The sequence below is a fragment of the Rufibacter roseus genome, assembly GCF_001647285.1.
Classification (GTDB): Bacteria; Bacteroidota; Bacteroidia; order Cytophagales; family Hymenobacteraceae; genus Nibribacter; species Nibribacter roseus.
In genome coordinates this window covers 289,107-306,507 of the sequence record NZ_LRML01000006.1, presented here as the reverse complement: position 1 = coordinate 306,507, position 17,401 = coordinate 289,107, and the positions used below count along the sequence as shown (strand labels likewise).

Below are 17,401 nucleotides of genomic sequence, written 5' to 3'. Positions count from 1 at the left end.
CAGAATAATGGATTTACTAGATTTAAACGGGCCTAGCGGCGAAGACAACGACGGCGGTCTTAGACAACTGGGTTTTGTGGCCCCAATGTCGTATTTCGCTCCTGCAGGTCTAAAAGGGCCGAAAAGCCGGTCAGCGGTCGCCACGGATGAGGTGACCATTGACGGAGCCCATGCTTTTGAAGCGACAAAAGGCTTTCACCCTGTCTACATGACCCCGGACTCCGAGGAATTGAAACTGGAGGCAGTGGGTGAGCGCGACGGTCGTGGACAGAAAGGTACCCTTGAGTTCTTTTACCCAGGATCGGAGAAAGAAGGCGCTGTATTCGCACGCAGAGTTAAAAATCTGTCCTGCATCATGCTTGTGGAAACTGTTGAAGGTAACAGACTGCAACTCGGCGGCCCAGGCAGAGGTGTTGAAATTACCGGTAGCTATTCATCCGGTAAGCAGTCAGGCGGACGCCGTGGCTGGACATTCAAGTGTGAGTATTTCACCACCGGCCTGCATTTCTATGAGGGAGAGGTGAAGTTGTTTGACCAGACTATACTTCCAGCCGTTCCGGCCGTAGAGGCGCCTGCTGAAGAACCGGTAGCCCCATAATAGTCTGGCCTTAACCGGTAATTGCCGTGTCTTGGGCCAGGCGTGTAAGTGTTTTACGCGTTTTGTTTACCATCCCTACTAAAGCCCCCGCCAAATGGCAGGGGCTTTTTTACGTCCTTTCCGGTGGCAATTGCCGGTCTAACCTTTGCACCCATGGAAATCGGGAGCATCAAAAATTGGCTGGAGAAAAAGGGCACCTACAAAGAAGGTGTTCAGCTGTATGAGCATTTGGGTTCCAATCAGGCCCTGAAGGACCTTTTCCGGAAAGGGGAGATGGCATTCACACGGGACCGGCTTTTTAAAGCACTGGAGCAGCTGCTGCAGGAAAATTCAGCTATAGCTAAACCCGCCCCGGTTGTAGGCACTTTTTCTGAAAACAGCCCAAAAGCAGAAAAAAACCAGAAGCAGCCTCACCCCGAGGAGAACGGCAGGCTCCGGCCGCTCCTGGATGAGCGCACCATGCTGCACGCCCAGCTGGAGCGTATGGGCCCGAAGGAGTGTGAGGCCGCCTGCCTCCGCATTTTGGCACTCACTAAGCAAATCTCAGCCATTTATTTCAAACAGGAGAAACCTGTGGAGCCACCCACTGATTTCACTGGCATGTCCGAGGCCAAACTCATCAAGGAGCTGACCAACATGCGCTGCCTTCGCGCCAAACTCAAGAAAAACCCGAAGCGTCAAGCAGAGCTGCCGGCGCTCCAGGAGAAGATAAACACTGTTTCGCAACTTTTACAACAAACCCAAAATGACTGATTTGAACTGGATCACGGTGCAGCGACGCGTCGCTGACCTGATCCCCTATGAGTACAACCCCCGCATTCTGACTGAGGAGCGGCGTAAGATCCTGACAGATTCCATCGGCAAGTTCAACCTGGTGGAAATACCGGTGATTGATTTTGACAACGTGGTGATTGCCGGACACCAGCGCCTGAAGGTGCTCTTTGACCTGGAGCGTGGTCAGGAGCTGATTGACGTGCGTTACCCCAACCGAAAACTCACCGAGCTAGAGCTGAAGGAATACAACGTGCGCTCCAACGTGCAGATCGGCCACTGGGCCACTGATGTATTGGAGGAGGTCTTTGCCGACATTGACCTGCTCTCTTTGGGCCTTAACGTGGAAGACTTCAAAATGCCGGACTCGCTCATGAAAGAGCTGAACCCGGAGCAGGAGTCTGATTTCGAGCCGGTGCTGCCCCGCGAGCCTATTTCGGTTCTTGGTGATCTGTATGAGTTTCACAGCCCGAGCAAACGCCTGGTGCACCGGTTGCATTGTGCCTCCAGCACTGACAGCGACGCCATAGCCAAACTCATGGACGGCAAGCTTGCCGCCTGCGTGAATACCGACCCGCCTTACAACGTGGACTACCAGGGCAAAACGAAGGAGTCGCTCAAAATTGAGAACGACAGCATGGACAATGCCTCCTTCTACCAGTTTCTCTACGACTTCTATACTAATTGCTTCATGATCATGGAAGCTGGTGCCCCCATCTACGTGTTCCATGCCGACTCAGAAGGGGCCAACTTCAGGCAGGCGCTGAAAGACGCAGGGCTGAAGCTGAGCCAGTGCCTCGTGTGGGTGAAGAACTCCATGGTGATGGGCCGGCAGGACTTCCACTGGAAGCATGAGCCGGTTCTGTACGGCTGGAAAGAGGGCGCAGCTCACAAATGGTATTCTGACCGCAGGCAGACCACCGTGCTGGAGTTTGACCGCCCCACCCGCAACGATGAGCACCCGACCATGAAGCCGGTGCAGCTGATCAGCTACCTCCTCGAGCAGAGCACCCAGCGCCGCGACATCGTTTTCGACGGCTTCGGCGGCTCCGGTTCTCTACTCATCTCCTGCGAGCAGTTGCAGCGCCAGTGCTATGCTCAGGAGTTGGATCCGCGCTTCATTGACGTGCATGTGCGCCGCTACGCCAAATACATGCAGGAAAACAACCTACCCTTTAAAATTTTTAGAAATGGAGAAGAACTCTCTTTGGAAGAACTTGGAAGATTCGCTAATCCCGAAAGCTAAGGGTGACACGCGCATTGACCGTATTTACTTTTCCTATCTGGAGGAGGATGGCGAGGAGAAACTGTCAGATAAAGACAAAGAGCTGCGCGATCAGCTGGAGGCCGCATGGGGGCTTTTGGTGCAGTACCATTCCTTTGAGCAGGCAGTACCGCTCCTTGTCTCTAGGTTCAAGTTCAGCCGTGCCACGGCCTACAGGGTGCTTAACCAGTGCACCCAGCTTTTCGGCGACGTGACTCAGGTGAGCAAGCAAGGCCTGCGCCACATCCTGTACGAGTACTCCATGAAAGTTTTCCAGCTGGCCGCCACCCAGCGACCGCCTGACCTGGCTGCGATGAACAGGGCTATCAAGAACATGGCAATGCTCAAGGGACTCGACCAGAACGACGTAAATGGCTATGACGCAGAGCTCATGGAGGCGCACACGTACGTGATGCAGCTGATGACTTCTTCCGGGGTTGCCAAAACTGTTAATCTGGACAACATCCAGGATGCCGAGTACGAGGAAGTCGTGAATTCCGTGCAGCAGCTCGGCTACGGTGACAGCTGGGAGTTTGAGGAGCCTGAGGAGGGTGATTCCGATGAATGAGAAGCCTAAAAAGCTGGATTTCAACAGGGCGCAGCTCCGTTTTGTGGTGACCAGGTTTGCCGCCGCCATTTCCCTCTGGGGACGTGCGACCGGCAAGTCCTCTATTATCTCATGGCTGATTCTGATGATCATCAAACTCATGCCCAGGAGCAAATGGATCATTTTAGGATCCACTTTCCAGCAGTTGCTTACCGTTACCCTGCCCAGTACCATTGGCGCATTGGCCAGGCTCGGTCTTTATAAGGACGTGCACTATTTTGTCGGCCGCAGACCCCCCAAGACATGGAAAGGCATCGAGCCCTATGAGCCGCCTCTGAAATACGACCACTGTATCTATTTCTGGAAAGAGGGAGTCGTTTTCCAGCTGGTGAGCCAGGACGGAGGGGCAACGAGTGCCCGAGGTGGTAACTTTGACGGCATTATCGCAGATGAGTCGCTTCTGATCAACAAAGACCAGTATGATAGGGAGGTTTTCCCTACCAAACGCGGCAATAGACGCTATTTCCGTAAAATACCGCTTCACCACGGCGAGTTCCACTTCAGCTCCATGCCGTACGACGCCAGCCATTGGCTACTGAAGGGTGGGGCATATTACCTGAAGGACAACTATGATTTTGTCTCCCTGCAGAACGAGCTGATTGAGCTGCAGCTGAAGTTCATTGATAACAAGGACCATGAGTTCCGGAGTAAGCTGTGGATTGACATCAACCGCATCAGTAAGGAACTTACTTTTTACGCGGAAAGGAAAACCGATGAAAAAACCGGCAAGCCGAAACCGGGGCTGTTTTATTCAGAGGCCAATGCCTTTGAGAACCTGAAGAACCTTGGAATAGGGTATCTTGAACAGCAGCGGGAGTCGCTTACTGAATACGTCTTCCTTACTGAGGTACTGAACCAGCGCCCAGGTAAAGTGGAGGCAGGTTTCTATCCGACGCTGGACCTGAAGCGCCATGCCTATAACCAGTATGAGAATGACGCTTATCTGGAGGGGCTTAATTACAATTTTGAAAAGATCTCCTCACAGGATAGCCGCATGGACGGTGACTGTGTAAGCACCCAGCCCCTTAGGTTGGGTGTTGACTGGGGAGCCAAGATATCTTCCCTCACCGTGGCCCAGCATTTGGACCCTGAGTACCGCTTCCTGAAGGGCTTCTATGTGAAGCACCCTAAGCTGATCAGTGATTTAGCTGATCTGTTCTGTGACTACTACGCCTATCACCTTAACAAGAAAGTCTTCTTCCTTCCGGACAAAGAACATGGTGACCACAGGCGAGCGGACTCCAAGCTCAGCTATAATCAGCAGTTTATGGAGTGTCTGAAGAAGCGTGGCTGGACCGTGGTGAAGGTGGAGCTGGGCCGTATGCCTAGGCACCAGGCACGCTATCATCTGGCACATGAGATGTTCTCAGAGAAGAACCCGCGCCTGCCTAAGGTTAGATTCAATAAGGTACACTGCAAGGATGTGCTAACCGCGCTTACCATGGCACCGGTGAAGGAAGGGCGCGACGGGCAGATCGCCAAAGACAAGAGCAGTGAGGGCAGGGCTAGTACTCCTGCCCAGGAAGCTACCCACTATACGGATACAGTTGATCTGCACCTGGTGAGCATAGACAAGCACGTGATCAGAAGGGGTGGTAACTTCTCTGACCTGGTGATCGTGTCCCGTTAGATTGCCGGCAACATTTGAGTGAGGCGAGAGCCGCGACCGAGAGGCCGCGGCTCTCTGCTTTTTGGGGGTGGCCATTCATATATCGGGAAAATGGGTACCGGCAATTGCCAATACCCCTTAGAGCAAGGCCGGGGGGCGAATCCATATTTGAGATTTTGTAAATAAGACCGGGGCCGAAAAATTGGGCGTGCTGAAAAAACAGGCGGTTTTGCCGGAGAATTTTTGAGACTGGGGTTTTGCGGGTTTTCGGCCTGTTTTTACGAAAAGTTGCTGCAAAACACGCCGCCGGCGCTCTTCAAAAGTTGCCGGCGTTTTTTGTGTCCTTTCCGGCGGTACCGTAAGGCCCCAACTTTGGGCCACTATGACAGGAAAGGGAATCATACGGCTGGCCGACGCGCTGGAAATTATGGAGGGAGGGGAGCCTTTTGACCTGGTGCATTTCACGGCTGACGACAAAAAACAGACCGGTGGTATCCGGAAAGTCCGCACCAGTGTCACGATGACCAGCGTCGGCAGAAAAGGAAAAAAATATTCCGCAGAAAAGGTGGAAAATATTCCCGCTGCGCCCGCCGAGACAGGCAAGTTGAAGAAGAACCCCAACCACTTCGCCAACGCCACGCGCAACATCATCAAACAGAACGGACAGACCCGCACCGTGCACCTCTTCCTGATCACCGAGTTCAACGGCCTTAAAGTAATAATCTAATGACGGTTGTAGCCAACAGTACTGGTACCATGTTTTTCGCTTCCCGGTCTTCCCACGCCTTCAGGACGCCGGGTGCTTTGTCGCTTGCCGGCTCCGGTACCAAGGGAAAAAGCTCCGGTCCGGAGGGCGTGCCTACAATTCCGGTGAAGAAAGCCGACGGCAGCGGAATGGTGGAAAAGTGGGGGGAGGATAACCTGTTTCCGCAGAAAGTGCGGGAGGAGGCTGAAAAGAACACCATTATTCCCACCGCTCTGCAGCGCCGTGCGGAGCTCTGGTACGGCGGAGGCATCGTGTACGGCAAGGTGACTGAGTATGATGACCAGGGTAACGGAATATTCAAACGCAAAAAGGACCCGGAGATTGAGGAGTTTTTCCGGAAGAGCAACATCCCGCGCTACGGCTTTGAGTCTTTTCTGGACCTTTCCTGGTTTGTGAACACCTTTCCTGAGTTTGTGCTCTCCAATGACCGCAGTCAGATTGCCAGGCTCACCTCACAGGAGGCCACTTTTTGCCGCTACTCAAAGGCTGATCCTAAAACCGGTGTTTTCAGCCACGTGTACATCAACGCCAACTGGGACCAGGGGGAGTCGGTTGACAATGTGCCTAAAGTCCCGGTCCTGGATCCATACGATGACCCGGTGGAGCAGATGCGGGAGAATACCACTGACAACAAATTCATCTACCCAATCAGCATCCCGTCTCCGGACAAGTGCGCCTACCAGCTCGCCTCCTGGAACAGTGTGCGCCGCTCAGGTTGGCTGGAGGTGGCCCAGGCTATTCCTGAGTTTAAGAAGGCGCTGTTCAAAAACCAGCTGACGATTAAATACATCGTGTCGGTGCACTCAGCCTACTGGTCCTGGAAATACAAAGACTGGGAGGAGAAGTCAGACGCGCAGCGCACGCAGATCATTACTGCCGAGCTGGATGAGTTTGATGAAATCATGTCCGGAAACGAGGGGGCTGGCAAGTCAATTTTGGCCACTACCATTACCCTTGACTCAGGTGAGACCATTTCTGCCTACAAAGTGGAGGCCGTGGATGACAAGTTGCAATCAGGAATCTACGTGGAAGATTCCCAGGAGGCTTCGAGCCACATCTTGACGGCCATTGGCCTGGCACCGGTGCTCATGGGCATAACCCCGGGCAAGAGCATGGGAGCCGGCTCCGGATCCGATGCCCGCGTGCATTTCAACAACTTTATCTCCAGCTCCAAATTCCAGCAGGACCTTGTACTGGAGCCGCTCTATACCGTGCGTGACTACAATGGCTGGGACCCGAACATTGAGTTCCGGATCCTTAACCCGCTCATCATGACGCTTGACAAAGGGAAAAGCGTGCAACAGGAAACCGCCTAAAAATCTAATATGAAAGCCTTATTTAAAACTATAGAGGAATTTGAGGCTTGCGTGCCTGTGGCCACCGGCTTCTCCCTGGAACCACTGATGGGTGATGTCCTGCTGGTGGAGGATTCAGAGATCAGGAAATTTCTGGGGGAGCCTTTCCATTCCGAGCTGCTTGAGAAATACGAAGCCGGCACATTGGAACAAGTTGTTTCCGGGTTGGTTGGGCACCTGCAGCTGGCAGTTGCCAACCTAGCCATGGAGAGTTATCTGGCGGTCAACCAAGTTTCCATTTCGGATGCCGGCGTGCTGATCAACAGCGACTCCACTACAAAGACTGCTTTCCCGTGGCAAATAGAGCAGCTCAAAGAAAGCTTTACTGCCAAGGGTTTTGCCGCACTGGAGAAAGTGCTGAAGTACCTGGTGAAACATTCAGGTGATCAGCTGCTGGCTAAATGGTCAGAGTCAAAGTTCCTGGATGCTTTCAAGGACCTTTACATTCTTTCTGCTTCAGAATTCTCTCAGGAATTCCCTATTGAGGAGAGTTGGCTGACTCTTTACCATTTACTGCCATACATGCGGAACGCGCAGCGCATGGTGATAGACCGTCAGCTGGGCCATGATCTGGCAGAGGAACTGCACACCCAGATTAAGTCAGGTGAACTGTCCCTGGAGAACGGGAAACTCGTGCAGCTCTACCTCCGGCCCGCTCAGGCAAACCTTGCCGCCGCCATGGCCATGGTCAGTCTGGATTTCAATCTCACTGCCGAGGGTTTGAAAATATGCCGGAAGAGAAAACCTGCAGAGACTGATGATCAGAATTTGCTCAGCCGGAGCGCTAAGGCCAAACGCGAAGGCAAGTTCTACCTGGAGGAAATGCGCAAGTACCTTGACCGCGAGGCCTCAGAGACGAAATACGCGGCTTACTTCAACAGCAGCCAGTACACCCCGCCTCCAGCTGACCGCCACGTGCGCAACCAGTCCGGAGCTCGCACCTTCAGAGCATTTTAAAACCCAATCTATACTAAACCCTTTAAGCCTGGTACCATGGCGAATTTCCATTTTGATTTAAACCCCATGAACGGTGGGGTCCTGGGCAGCGTGCTCAGCCCTATGTGCGCGATGCTTTTCGGTTTCCTGAAGACGGAGACCCTTATCCAGACTGCCGTCTGCGGTGCCATCGGTGCCGGTGCCGGCTTCATTATCACCTACCTTCTCAAACTCGGCTTCAATTGGCTGGAGAGGAAGCTGAAGTACAAACCACCCACTTCGTAAACCAATTTTCCCTTTATATGCTAAACCCAATTTTCTCTTTTCTAAGACGCTGGAATGAGGTAAGCCTTGTTCTTTTATCCATGGTTCTGTGGCCATTTGTGCCCATTGTGCTCAGAATTTTAGACCCTACAGCCGCACCGTTTGACGCGGGGGTGCTTCACCCGATCTACATCACAACCTTGGCTTTCGGTGCGCTGCACCTGTTTGTCTGGGTTGGGATTAAACTGAATTTCCATGCCGTCTGGTATTTTTTCCAGCGGCAGTTTGTGAGAAACTTTAACCGAATGACCCCATGCGCAAAAGTATTTTTCTGCTTCTCAGTCTTTGCACTCTACTTAATTTCAGTGGTGCTGACGTTCATGGCCGTAGCCGGGATGGCGTAGCCGCCGTCTTCCGGAGCCAGCTGGGCGTAAGGGAGGCGACCGGTAAAAATGACGGTGCCGCCGTTGAAATGTACCTCCGGTCCACCGGTCTCGGGAAAGGCCATGCCTGGTGCGGTGCCTTTGTGAACTGGGTACTGAAAGAGTGCGGGTACACAACCCCAAAAGGGGCGGCATGGGCTCCTTCATGGTTTCCGGCCTCAAGGCTTGTGTACAGCTCCGGAAAAGAATCTCGGGCTGGGCCACGGGCAGGAGACGTCTTCGGCATCTGGTTCTCCAACCTGAAGCGCATTGGCCACGTCGGATTTGTGGAGAAGTGGTCAGGCTCCAGCGTGATCACCGTGGAGGGAAACACCAATGAGGCGGGTTCCAGGGAGGGTGACGGCGTGTACCGGAAGCGCCGGCCGAGGCGGACCATCAACCGTGTGGCCAGCTGGATTAAAGATTGATTTTTATTGTCCTTTCCGGAAAGGTACTCGGTAAGAACCTTTGGCCTTTGTAAATTCTAAACCCTTAAAACCATTTTATGAAAAACTACTTTTTGATTGCGGCAGGGGTGCTGTTGTTCACCTTTGCCTTCGTTCTGGGAGGCTTGGTGCATTCCCCGAGAAGCTCCAGCCAGGCGGAGACCAATATTGTGGCGCAGTACGGGCCCATTAAATGGGATGCGAATGCCCAAGGGCAGGAGACTGCAACCAGGGCTGCCCAGGAAACCACCGTAAAGGTGGTGGCCAAGCAGGACAGTAAACTTGGTGAAGCCGTTAAGCGGGAAGGCAAGCGAACCCGGTCAGCCACGTATCTGGCCATGGAGACTGCCGGCACAGTGAAGCCCACACCGCCTGATCTGGAACCGGGAGACTCCACGCCGGTGACTTCTTACGCCTTCAATGATGAATGGATCCAGGCGCAGCTGAACCTCGCAGGCAACACACCCACATTGGATTACCGAGTCCGGAACGAGCTGGAGATTTTTCAGGTCAATACCCGTACGGGCTTTTTCACGCCTGACCGGCTGGAGGTCAAGATCAAGAATCTAAATCCCAACTCCACAGTTCTGGATGTCCAGAGTTTTGCCGTGGAAGTGCCGCGAAAACGCACCGGGCTTTGGCTCGGCCTCGGCTTTGCTGCCGGGGCAACTACCGCGGCTTATCTCCTTAACTAAAAACAGAAGGCCCTCTATAATTTGAGGGCCTTCTGTTTTTTTTGTTTTCTGCTTACAATCCCCCACCTTTACATCGCGAAACATTTATTACCTGTCCTTGGATGCCCCATTCCTCCAGTCATGGGCGTGGGGCACCCATGGGTTTGGCTTCTTATAGTTTTCTATATAGCCGTGTGCCCGTGGGGAGGAGTGAGGGGTTTAAACCGTAAGGCCCCCAAAATGGCAGGTAATGTTGTTTCGCAGCTCCTTCTCACGGGCACACGGGTGCCAAAGCCGAAACAACCATGGCCATCTCCAAAGAAGGTAACACGTACATTATACGTGACCAGCCCCAGCTGAATGATCTCACCATGGGCGCACTGATCCAGCTGCTGGACTTGGTTCCGGACATGGCCAGCCTCCACCAGCTGGTGAACAATTTAATTTTCAATGCAGTAAAAAGGGATCCGGAGCACGTTGGTGATTGGATGGCTGATTATGAGGCAATGAACGCCCTGCAGTTGTTTCTCACAAGTCTTTCCCAGCACCAAGGTCAGGGTGGGAATTCTAAGGTTATTTAATAGGTAAAAAAGATAAACAGTAAAAATCCTATTGCTTAACCAATTTAGGCCATTCCAACCATATAATCTTTAATAGGAAAATAAAGCTCAGCAAGGTTTAATAGTTAACAGAATCACCAGGTGTGTGTTTTTGTTTAAAGGAAATTCCCTAATTTTGAAGTTGTTATGAATAAAAATCGCATCTTTCATGAAAGGGTTTTGTTCAGGGAGAGCAATTTGCTTTTTCAGTATTAAGTATAAATATCAAATATTTCAGCAGTCAGTAATAAATAAGTTCAATGAGGAAATCTACAAATAATTTAATTCTGTTATTTATTTTAATAATTCAATTTGGATTCTTGCCCAATGTGGCTACTTGCCAAACCACCAATGCTTGGCGGGTGGTAGGACAGCCGGGTTTTTCGAATCGTACGATAGGAGAAGATGTTTCCATGGCTATAGGGCGGGACGGTACGCCTTATGTGGCTTTCATAGACAACTTTAACCTTTCGAACGATGCGACGGTAATGAAATTCAACGGTAGTACCTGGGTCTTGGTGGGTACAAGAGGGTTTATGAATGGACCGGCATTAGGCTTAAAAATAGTGCTAAGTCCCGCAGGCACTCCATATGTAAGTTTTAGAGGTCGTTTCGGCGCTGCCGTCATGAAGTTTGATGGGTCCAATTGGGTTAGTGTAGGGGGGGAAAGAATTTCGGCCGGTGCCATTAATCATATATCCTTGGCCTTTGATTCAAACGAAGTTCCCTATATAGCCTTTCAAGACAATACTTTGGGATATAGAGCCTCGGTCATGAAGTTCAACGGCACGTCTTGGGAAGTGGTGGGGAAGGAAGCTTTCTCACCAGGGCAGGCATTTGAACCTAACATAGTTATAGGACCGCAAAATACGCCATATATTGCTTTCAGGGATGGCAGGACTTCCGTTGACAACTGGACGGCGGTAATGAGATTCAATGGCACTGAATGGGTAAACGTGGGGCCGGGTTCTTTTGGTGCATTTACCTATAACCCGCAGTTAGTAATTACGAATGCTGGTGTACCCTATGTTGCTTTCTCGGATGGTGATAGAGATGGAAGGGCGACGGTAATGAAATTTAATGGAACAGGTTGGGAGTACGTTGGACCAAGGGCATTCACAGCAGGCGCGGCCCAATACCTTTCTTTAGCCCTAGATTTTACCGGCAAACTAGTGATAGGCTTCGTCGATAAGAGCTTACAAAGCAAAACCTCTGTTATGCGGTTTAACGGCACCCGCTGGGAAACTGTAGGGACTCCAGCTTTCTCAACGGGTGAGGCTATTTTTACCTATTTAGCGCTTAATCCTTTAACAGGGGAACCTTATATTGCTTTTAGAGACGAATCCGAAGTGGGTAGGATTACTGTGATGCGCTATGGTCTACCTTCCACGGTCACTAGCCTTAGAGAGGAGGATGCAGCCAATAATATTATTTTATCCCCCAACCCCGCCACCCATAATTTGCGGATCCAAGCCACTGAAAGCATAGAGTCGGCTTCCCTGGTCAATAGTTTGGGGGTAACCGTACTTTCTCGTAAAGGGGGGCAAAAAGAATTACATGTCAGTTTAGAGGGATTGGCACCTGGGGTTTACAGTGTTTTGGTTTCTACAAAAGGCAAAACCTATACCCGAAGGGTGATCGTAAGGTAAAGTCTTTGTATAAATGATTAGCTAAGAGTTTAGAAGCCCCAGCAGTTTGCTGGGGCTTTTTCGTGTCCTTTCCGGCAGGTGCCCGGCTGCTGAAATTCGTGCAAAACCTTTCCTTATGCACGACATCAAAATAGCAGGTTACGATCGGCAGTTGCCAAGCAAATGGAACGAGGTGACCGGTGAGCAGCTGGTACGCATCATTGCCGCGGAGCTCCGGATCATGTCGGTGCCAAAGCTTCCGGCAAAGCAGAAGCTAAACCTCTTCCGGATCGAGCGCCTCAGGATTCTTCTCAGCGTTCCTGAAGTACTGCTTCTTTCCATCACACCGGTGCAGATCATGCAGTTCTTCTGGCTCATGCCCTTTTTCCAGAAAGGCTACACCGGCCTGACCGCCCAGCTCTTCCCAAAACTGAGATTACCAAGCCAGTTTATTGGCACAAATCTTTACGGCCCAAGGGAGCGGATCCGGAATATGACCTTTCTAGAGTTCATCTACGTGGACACCTTCTTTGTCGCCTATACCAAAAAGCAGAGCCCAAACATGCTGGACAAGCTGATCGCCAGCATGTACCGCCCCAAAAAGTGGTTTCACTTCCTGCACAGACGCCTGCCAAACTACGACGGTGATTGCCGCCAACCCTTTAACCAGCACTTCCTGGACAGAAGGGCTGAAAAAATTGCGAAACTCAGCCTGGAGCAGAAACTGGCCATCCTCTGCTGGTACCGCGGCTGCAGAGAGGAGCTTGAGAAAGAATTCCCTCTTGTCTTCACTCAGGAAAAGCAGAGAAAAGCTTCGCGGAGTGGCTGGGACGGAGTGTTGCTGGGCATGAGCGGCCATGTGATAAACATAGAGGCGACCGGCCGCGCCAACATACGCAACATTCTGGGCATGATGCAGCAGCGGTTCGAGGAGATAGGGAAATCAAAATCAAACAGAAATGAGAACTAAGGAATACAACGCGCTCTTCCGCCAGCTGGCCACAGAGCACGTGGACCTTGCGCACTCTGCCACCAACCTGCGGTTTGTGCGCATGGTCCTGAGCAGTGACCCGGTGCAGCGCGTGCTGGATTTAGGCGAGTTCAACGCCAGCATTAAGCATAAGGTCAAGAAGGGATATTTCATGGTGCTGCAGAACTACGAGGCCGGCTATACAGACAACGGTGGTGACAACACCGGCAAGCGCCTTTACGGAGCTTTCCTGATCCTGCGAAACGCCGACACCAACGACTTTGAAGACCAGGAGGATGCCTATGAGGAGTCTGAGCGCATAGGGGAGGAGATCATGGCCATGGCCATGCACCGGATCAACAATGCTGGCGGCAGGCCATTGAAACGCATGAGCGCCAACGATATCACCAATGACCAGGTGGCCAAGATCGCCACCCAATACTACGGCACCAGATTTGATTTCTCCTTCACCCTGGGCGCTAACAAAGTTCTGAGACCAAACGCAGAGAAATTCAATGGCTAGAAAAGCAAGTCTTACGATTACAATGGGGCCGGCCATTGCCACTGGCTGTTACCTGGAGCTTACCATAAACGGTACACAGGTTAGGTTTATAGCCAATGAAGGAACCTTTGGCTCCGGTGTGAACCGTATTTTCATTCAGAACCAGAATCCTACCATAGTTGAAGGAGAGTCTCCGGACATGGTTGCCAACATCAAAGCATTGGTCAACGTGATCAGGAATTACCTGCAGGAGATCGGGGAGACAAGGTACTTGGTTGACGGTTCGCTTACCTACAGCAATCTAAACTTCCCCAACGGCGGTATAGTGGGTATTGCGGCGGATGAATATTCCGACAGCCTGAATTTCAACTACTCTGTTTACAACGTGCCCAATATGGCGGGCATGATTGTGACCACCACAACGAATGACAACCCTGCCACGGCTTCCGTGGAGACACAGTCAGTTGTCTGCTTCGGAGGCACCACAGGTTCGGCGAACGTGACGGTCACCGGTGGGTACCCTCCCTACAACTTTGCCTGGAGTGATGGCGAAACTACCCAGAACCGTCCGTTGCTTGCCGCAGGGGACTATAAAGTCACTATCACAGACAGCACAGACCTTAGTGTTTCCGGAAACCATGTCTCTAAGATTGAGCTGGAGTTCAGCATTGGGCAGCCATCTCAGGTAAACATCCAATCAGAGGTGCAGGGGCAAAACATAACCGTTACTGTGAGTGGCGGCACACCTGGCTACACTTATGCATGGAGCGACGGCGTAGCCACCCAAAACAGGGAAGGACTGGCTCCCGGCTCATACCAGCTGACGGTAACTGACGCAAATGGCTGCAGTAGTACTGTTTCTGTTGTCATAAGGGATTTTCGTTTTTATTTCTCCAGAAACCCGGTGCCTTTGGAGCTGCAGGCGGAAGATCCGGAGCTGAAGCCCAACCTTTCCTTTCTGGTGGAGCTTTGGGTGGAACGCGAGTATTTATCATGTGACTTTGAGAAAGTGGTGCCTGAGCCCCTGGAGCACCCGGCAGACTCTTCCGGGGCCACAAGCTTTGATTTCCGGGAGTTTCTGGATTGTTACCTATCTCCATACCTTCCAGAGTTCGGAACAAAGGCAATTGCCAGGGCAGATTCTGTTTTTAGGCGCTTTTATATAAAACACACCCAAAAGTACGGCTCCCCAGCGGTGTTGGCGCCGTATAGCCAAATTGATTCTGAATATGTGCTACTGGGAGGCCTAGATACTCCTGAATCCCAAGCCAATACATTTTTTACCAGCTATCTGCAGAATCGGAAGCCATTCTTCACCTGGGATCTACCTGAGAAGGACGTCTATACTGACCAGCCTGAGTTTCTTTTCTTCATGCCAAACTCCTTCACTTTAGAGGGATTTTCAGTGCAAGTGAAAGTATCGTTCTCTGACGGGACCAGTGCCACTCATGAAGCCTTCACCCAGGGCGGTGTCAAGAGGTTTGAATTGTTCTGCGTACCTGTGGGCCATGACCAGCTGGGTCTGGGGGAGCTGAAGATAGGAGTGGGAGTTTCTAATTACGATGTCTATGTGGTTGATCCGGAAGGCACCGTGATCAGTGAGGTAAGGAGATTCAACCTACTGCCGGATTACGGTGAAAAGAGGCGCTACCTGATCTATGCCAACAGCATGGGTGGCCTGAACACACTTGTGGCCCATGGAAAGGCAAAACAGAAATTTGATCCGGACAGCCTCACCCTGGAGAGAAGTATTCTGCCTGGCACCCCTTCCACCCAGCACGAGCTGGAGGTCCGTTCAAAGTTGGGGAAAGTTTCCCTTGAGCTGACTACCGGATACCGGCCGATGAGGGAGATCCAGACGCTTCAGGATTTTTTGCTCGCTGAGAAAGTATGGCTGGTCGAGAATGACCGGTACACCCCTGTTCATGTGCCTGATAAAAACCAAGTGGTGCTTGATGAGGAGGAGGAGATCGGGTCACTGGACTTTGAGGTTCAGCTGCCTCGCCGGCAACGCTACACGCCACAGTTGAAGTTGAGTGGGTACCTGCCGCCTGAACTTCCCCTGGAGCTTAATCCAATGGAGCCATGAGAGACTTCATAGGTATAAAGTTAGGGGAGGAATGGTTGGATCTGCCCCCAGACCTGGTGATTCAGATTGAGATGTGGAACGCTCTTTTTGAGACAGACCGCATTCCTGGAACCCTGATTTTGCCGATAATGCTTCCGCACAGCGCAACCAACAGCAAAAAGCTGGGGTTTCCGGGGCATCTCTCCGTGGCTAGGTACAAACAGCCGCAGGAGCCTTGCTATGTTTTTTTGATGGGACAGCTTTGGCGTGTCGGAAAACTGAACCTTATTAAGCGAACCCCCCGTGGGTATGAAGTGAATTTCCAGACTGATGTGGGGGATATCTCAGTTCAGATGAAGGAGACGTCGCTCCGTGAGATAGACCTTGGAACGGATGCGCTGCAGCTTCAGGTATCAGGTGTTTTTCCGGACTCTAAGTACGCGCTGTTCACTGTTTTCAACCAAAATTTCTTCAACGGCCAGAATGTTGCATTCAATGGCCTGGTGAACAATTACACAGACTCCTTTTTGGCGGGAGCGGACAACCCGATCACACCGTTTCCTTTTCTGTTGCACGTGCTGCACAGGACAATGGCTGCTTTTGGCTACACGGTAAAGGGAAGCTGGCTGGAGGAGGAGGAGGTAAAGCGTCTGGTGGTGTACAATACCTATGCCTTACATCCTGCTGTCAACGGGTCTCTTATCACCTTCTCTAACCATGTGCCTGACATGAAGGTGAATGAGTTCCTTAAAGCCATAAGAACAATGTTCTGTTTAGGAATGGTCTTCAACCCATTGCGGCGGGAGCTGGAGATTGTCCGCCTCAGCGATGTGGTGGCAGACAGGTCATACGTTGAATGGACCCATAACACCAACAGGCTCTATGACTGGGAACCTAGCCCGGAAAGGGGGTTCAAGCTGGAGATGAGCCCTGACGGGAATGACGAGCTTCAGAAAACCGCCACCGGCTTAACCTTTTTAGTGGGTGCCGGGCAGGAACCGATTACAGCGCCAGTGTCAACTTTACCGATGGAGGTAGCCTACGGAAGGTTACTGCCAACCGCTTTCCAGAAAGGAGGCAACATCGGTGGCTCAGGCGAGGAGGGTAAATTCTCCCTTCGCCTGCTGACATACCGTGGCCTTCAGCCGCTGGAGGTGGGAGATGACCTATACCCCATGGGTACCAGTGGGGTGGTTGACGTTCGTGGCTCCCAAATTGGGACTGACTCAATTGAGTGGCAGGGTGCTGCAGGCCTGTATGAAAGGAGACACAAGCCTTGGCTTACCTTTTTGTCAGATGGTGACCGGATTGAGACGGAGCAGACTTTCAAAGTAGCGGATATCCTTGGCCTAGACCTTAAAAAAAGAGCTTTTATCCGGCACGAATCAGGCGTGTTCACAGGACTTTGGGAGAAAGTAAGCATTTCGGTTTCTAAGCAAAAGGGCCTGCAGTCCGCCAAGGTGCCAATAAGGAGGATCTACTGATGGAGGTGAAAACTCAGCGTGAGATAGCGGAGGAGTGGATGGGCTTTGTCCTCCAAGGCTGGAAGAAGCAGCTCTCCAAACTTAATATCGGCAATACCCAGGAGCTGATGGAGAGTTTCGCCGGCGATGTGCTGGCAGCCGCCAATGGCGACGTGCAGAAGATAAAGCTTCTGTATGTCTGGTACGGGCAGATGGTTGACATAGGAGTGGGGCGCGGCTCCAAACTCGGTGATCAGAAAGACAACGCCACAAGCCGCAGGATAATCGGTAAAACCCGTGGAAACAGCCGCCGGCCTAAGCGGTGGTACAGCAAGGGCCGTGACTCCATCGGTGCACAGGTGAACAAACTCAGTTACCTGCTTGCCGAGCAGGCTTCCCTACAGGGATCAGAGCAAATCGCCGGCAGTATTCAGAAACAACTTGTAATTAATATCTAAC

Annotated in this window: 18 protein-coding genes; 17 read left to right on the top strand and 1 reads right to left on the bottom strand. The window is 51.8% G+C overall.

Features of this window, described 5'->3' with window-relative positions:
• The first annotated feature begins 7 nt into the window (after window positions 1-7).
• The 8 genes from A8O23_RS11385 to A8O23_RS11350 all read left to right on the top strand — a co-directional run bounded on the left by A8O23_RS11385 (window position 8) and on the right by A8O23_RS11350 (window position 7,927).
• Window positions 8-598 carry a hypothetical protein gene (locus A8O23_RS11385; protein ID WP_066621135.1) on the top strand — a complete coding sequence of 197 codons (591 nt, stop codon included), beginning with the start codon at window positions 8-10 and terminating at the stop codon, window positions 596-598.
• Window positions 599-751: 153 nt separating this feature from the next.
• Window positions 752-1,351 carry a hypothetical protein gene (locus A8O23_RS11380; protein WP_066621133.1) on the top strand — a complete coding sequence of 200 codons (600 nt, stop codon included), beginning with the start codon at window positions 752-754 and terminating at the stop codon, window positions 1,349-1,351.
• The gene (locus A8O23_RS11375; protein WP_066621132.1) at window positions 1,344-2,615 is read left to right on the top strand and encodes a DNA modification methylase; all 1,272 of its coding nucleotides are present in this window, start codon (window positions 1,344-1,346) and stop codon (window positions 2,613-2,615) included. Before A8O23_RS11380 ends, A8O23_RS11375 begins: the two co-directional genes overlap by 8 nt.
• Window positions 2,560-3,201, top strand: coding sequence for a hypothetical protein (locus A8O23_RS21585; RefSeq protein WP_066621127.1), 642 nt, complete (start codon window positions 2,560-2,562; stop codon window positions 3,199-3,201). Before A8O23_RS11375 ends, A8O23_RS21585 begins: the two co-directional genes overlap by 56 nt.
• Complete coding sequence (locus tag A8O23_RS11365) at window positions 3,194-4,870, top strand: hypothetical protein (protein ID WP_066621120.1); 1,677 nt, start codon at window positions 3,194-3,196, stop codon at window positions 4,868-4,870. The genes A8O23_RS21585 and A8O23_RS11365 overlap by 8 nt, the downstream gene beginning before the upstream one ends.
• Before the next feature lie 361 nt (window positions 4,871-5,231).
• Complete coding sequence (locus tag A8O23_RS11360; protein ID WP_066621118.1) at window positions 5,232-5,576, top strand: hypothetical protein; 345 nt, start codon at window positions 5,232-5,234, stop codon at window positions 5,574-5,576.
• Window positions 5,576-6,931 carry a hypothetical protein gene (locus A8O23_RS11355; protein ID WP_066621116.1) on the top strand — a complete coding sequence of 452 codons (1,356 nt, stop codon included), beginning with the start codon at window positions 5,576-5,578 and terminating at the stop codon, window positions 6,929-6,931. The genes A8O23_RS11360 and A8O23_RS11355 overlap by 1 nt, the downstream gene beginning before the upstream one ends.
• A 9-nt stretch (window positions 6,932-6,940) precedes the next feature.
• A complete protein-coding gene (locus tag A8O23_RS11350; RefSeq protein WP_066621114.1) occupies window positions 6,941-7,927 on the top strand; it encodes a DUF6712 family protein in 987 nt (328 codons plus the stop codon).
• A 57-nt stretch (window positions 7,928-7,984) separates the two neighbouring features.
• Here the strand turns inward: A8O23_RS11350 and A8O23_RS11345 are convergent, their stop codons facing one another.
• Window positions 7,985-8,287, bottom strand: coding sequence for a hypothetical protein (locus A8O23_RS11345; protein ID WP_066621110.1), 303 nt, complete (start codon window positions 8,285-8,287; stop codon window positions 7,985-7,987).
• Window positions 8,288-8,483: 196 nt separating this feature from the next.
• On the opposite strand from A8O23_RS11345, the gene A8O23_RS11340 reads away from it, so the two are divergent.
• The 9 genes from A8O23_RS11340 to A8O23_RS11300 all read left to right on the top strand — a co-directional run bounded on the left by A8O23_RS11340 (window position 8,484) and on the right by A8O23_RS11300 (window position 17,400).
• On the top strand, window positions 8,484-9,020 hold the full coding sequence (locus tag A8O23_RS11340; RefSeq protein ID WP_082883012.1) for a CHAP domain-containing protein: 537 nt from the start codon (window positions 8,484-8,486) through the stop codon (window positions 9,018-9,020).
• Between the two features lie 77 nt (window positions 9,021-9,097).
• On the top strand, window positions 9,098-9,733 hold the full coding sequence (locus tag A8O23_RS11335; protein WP_066621107.1) for a hypothetical protein: 636 nt from the start codon (window positions 9,098-9,100) through the stop codon (window positions 9,731-9,733).
• Between the two features lie 284 nt (window positions 9,734-10,017).
• The gene (locus tag A8O23_RS11330) at window positions 10,018-10,293 is read left to right on the top strand and encodes a hypothetical protein (protein ID WP_066621104.1); all 276 of its coding nucleotides are present in this window, start codon (window positions 10,018-10,020) and stop codon (window positions 10,291-10,293) included.
• Between the two features lie 431 nt (window positions 10,294-10,724).
• Window positions 10,725-11,960: a T9SS type A sorting domain-containing protein gene (locus A8O23_RS11325; RefSeq protein WP_066621102.1), complete on the top strand. Its 1,236-nt coding sequence runs from the start codon at window positions 10,725-10,727 to the stop codon at window positions 11,958-11,960.
• 115 nt (window positions 11,961-12,075) lie between these two features.
• Window positions 12,076-12,909, top strand: coding sequence for a hypothetical protein (locus A8O23_RS11320; protein WP_066621098.1), 834 nt, complete (start codon window positions 12,076-12,078; stop codon window positions 12,907-12,909).
• The gene (locus A8O23_RS11315) at window positions 12,899-13,432 is read left to right on the top strand and encodes a hypothetical protein (protein WP_066621097.1); all 534 of its coding nucleotides are present in this window, start codon (window positions 12,899-12,901) and stop codon (window positions 13,430-13,432) included. Before A8O23_RS11320 ends, A8O23_RS11315 begins: the two co-directional genes overlap by 11 nt.
• Window positions 13,425-15,500, top strand: coding sequence for a SprB repeat-containing protein (locus tag A8O23_RS11310; protein WP_082883010.1), 2,076 nt, complete (start codon window positions 13,425-13,427; stop codon window positions 15,498-15,500). The genes A8O23_RS11315 and A8O23_RS11310 overlap by 8 nt, the downstream gene beginning before the upstream one ends.
• Entirely contained in the window at window positions 15,497-16,963 is a 1,467-nt protein-coding gene (locus A8O23_RS11305; protein WP_066621095.1) for a hypothetical protein, read from the top strand. Before A8O23_RS11310 ends, A8O23_RS11305 begins: the two co-directional genes overlap by 4 nt.
• 5 nt (window positions 16,964-16,968) lie before the next feature.
• Window positions 16,969-17,400, top strand: coding sequence for a hypothetical protein (locus A8O23_RS11300; RefSeq protein ID WP_153042166.1), 432 nt, complete (start codon window positions 16,969-16,971; stop codon window positions 17,398-17,400).
• Window position 17,401 lies beyond the last annotated feature (1 nt).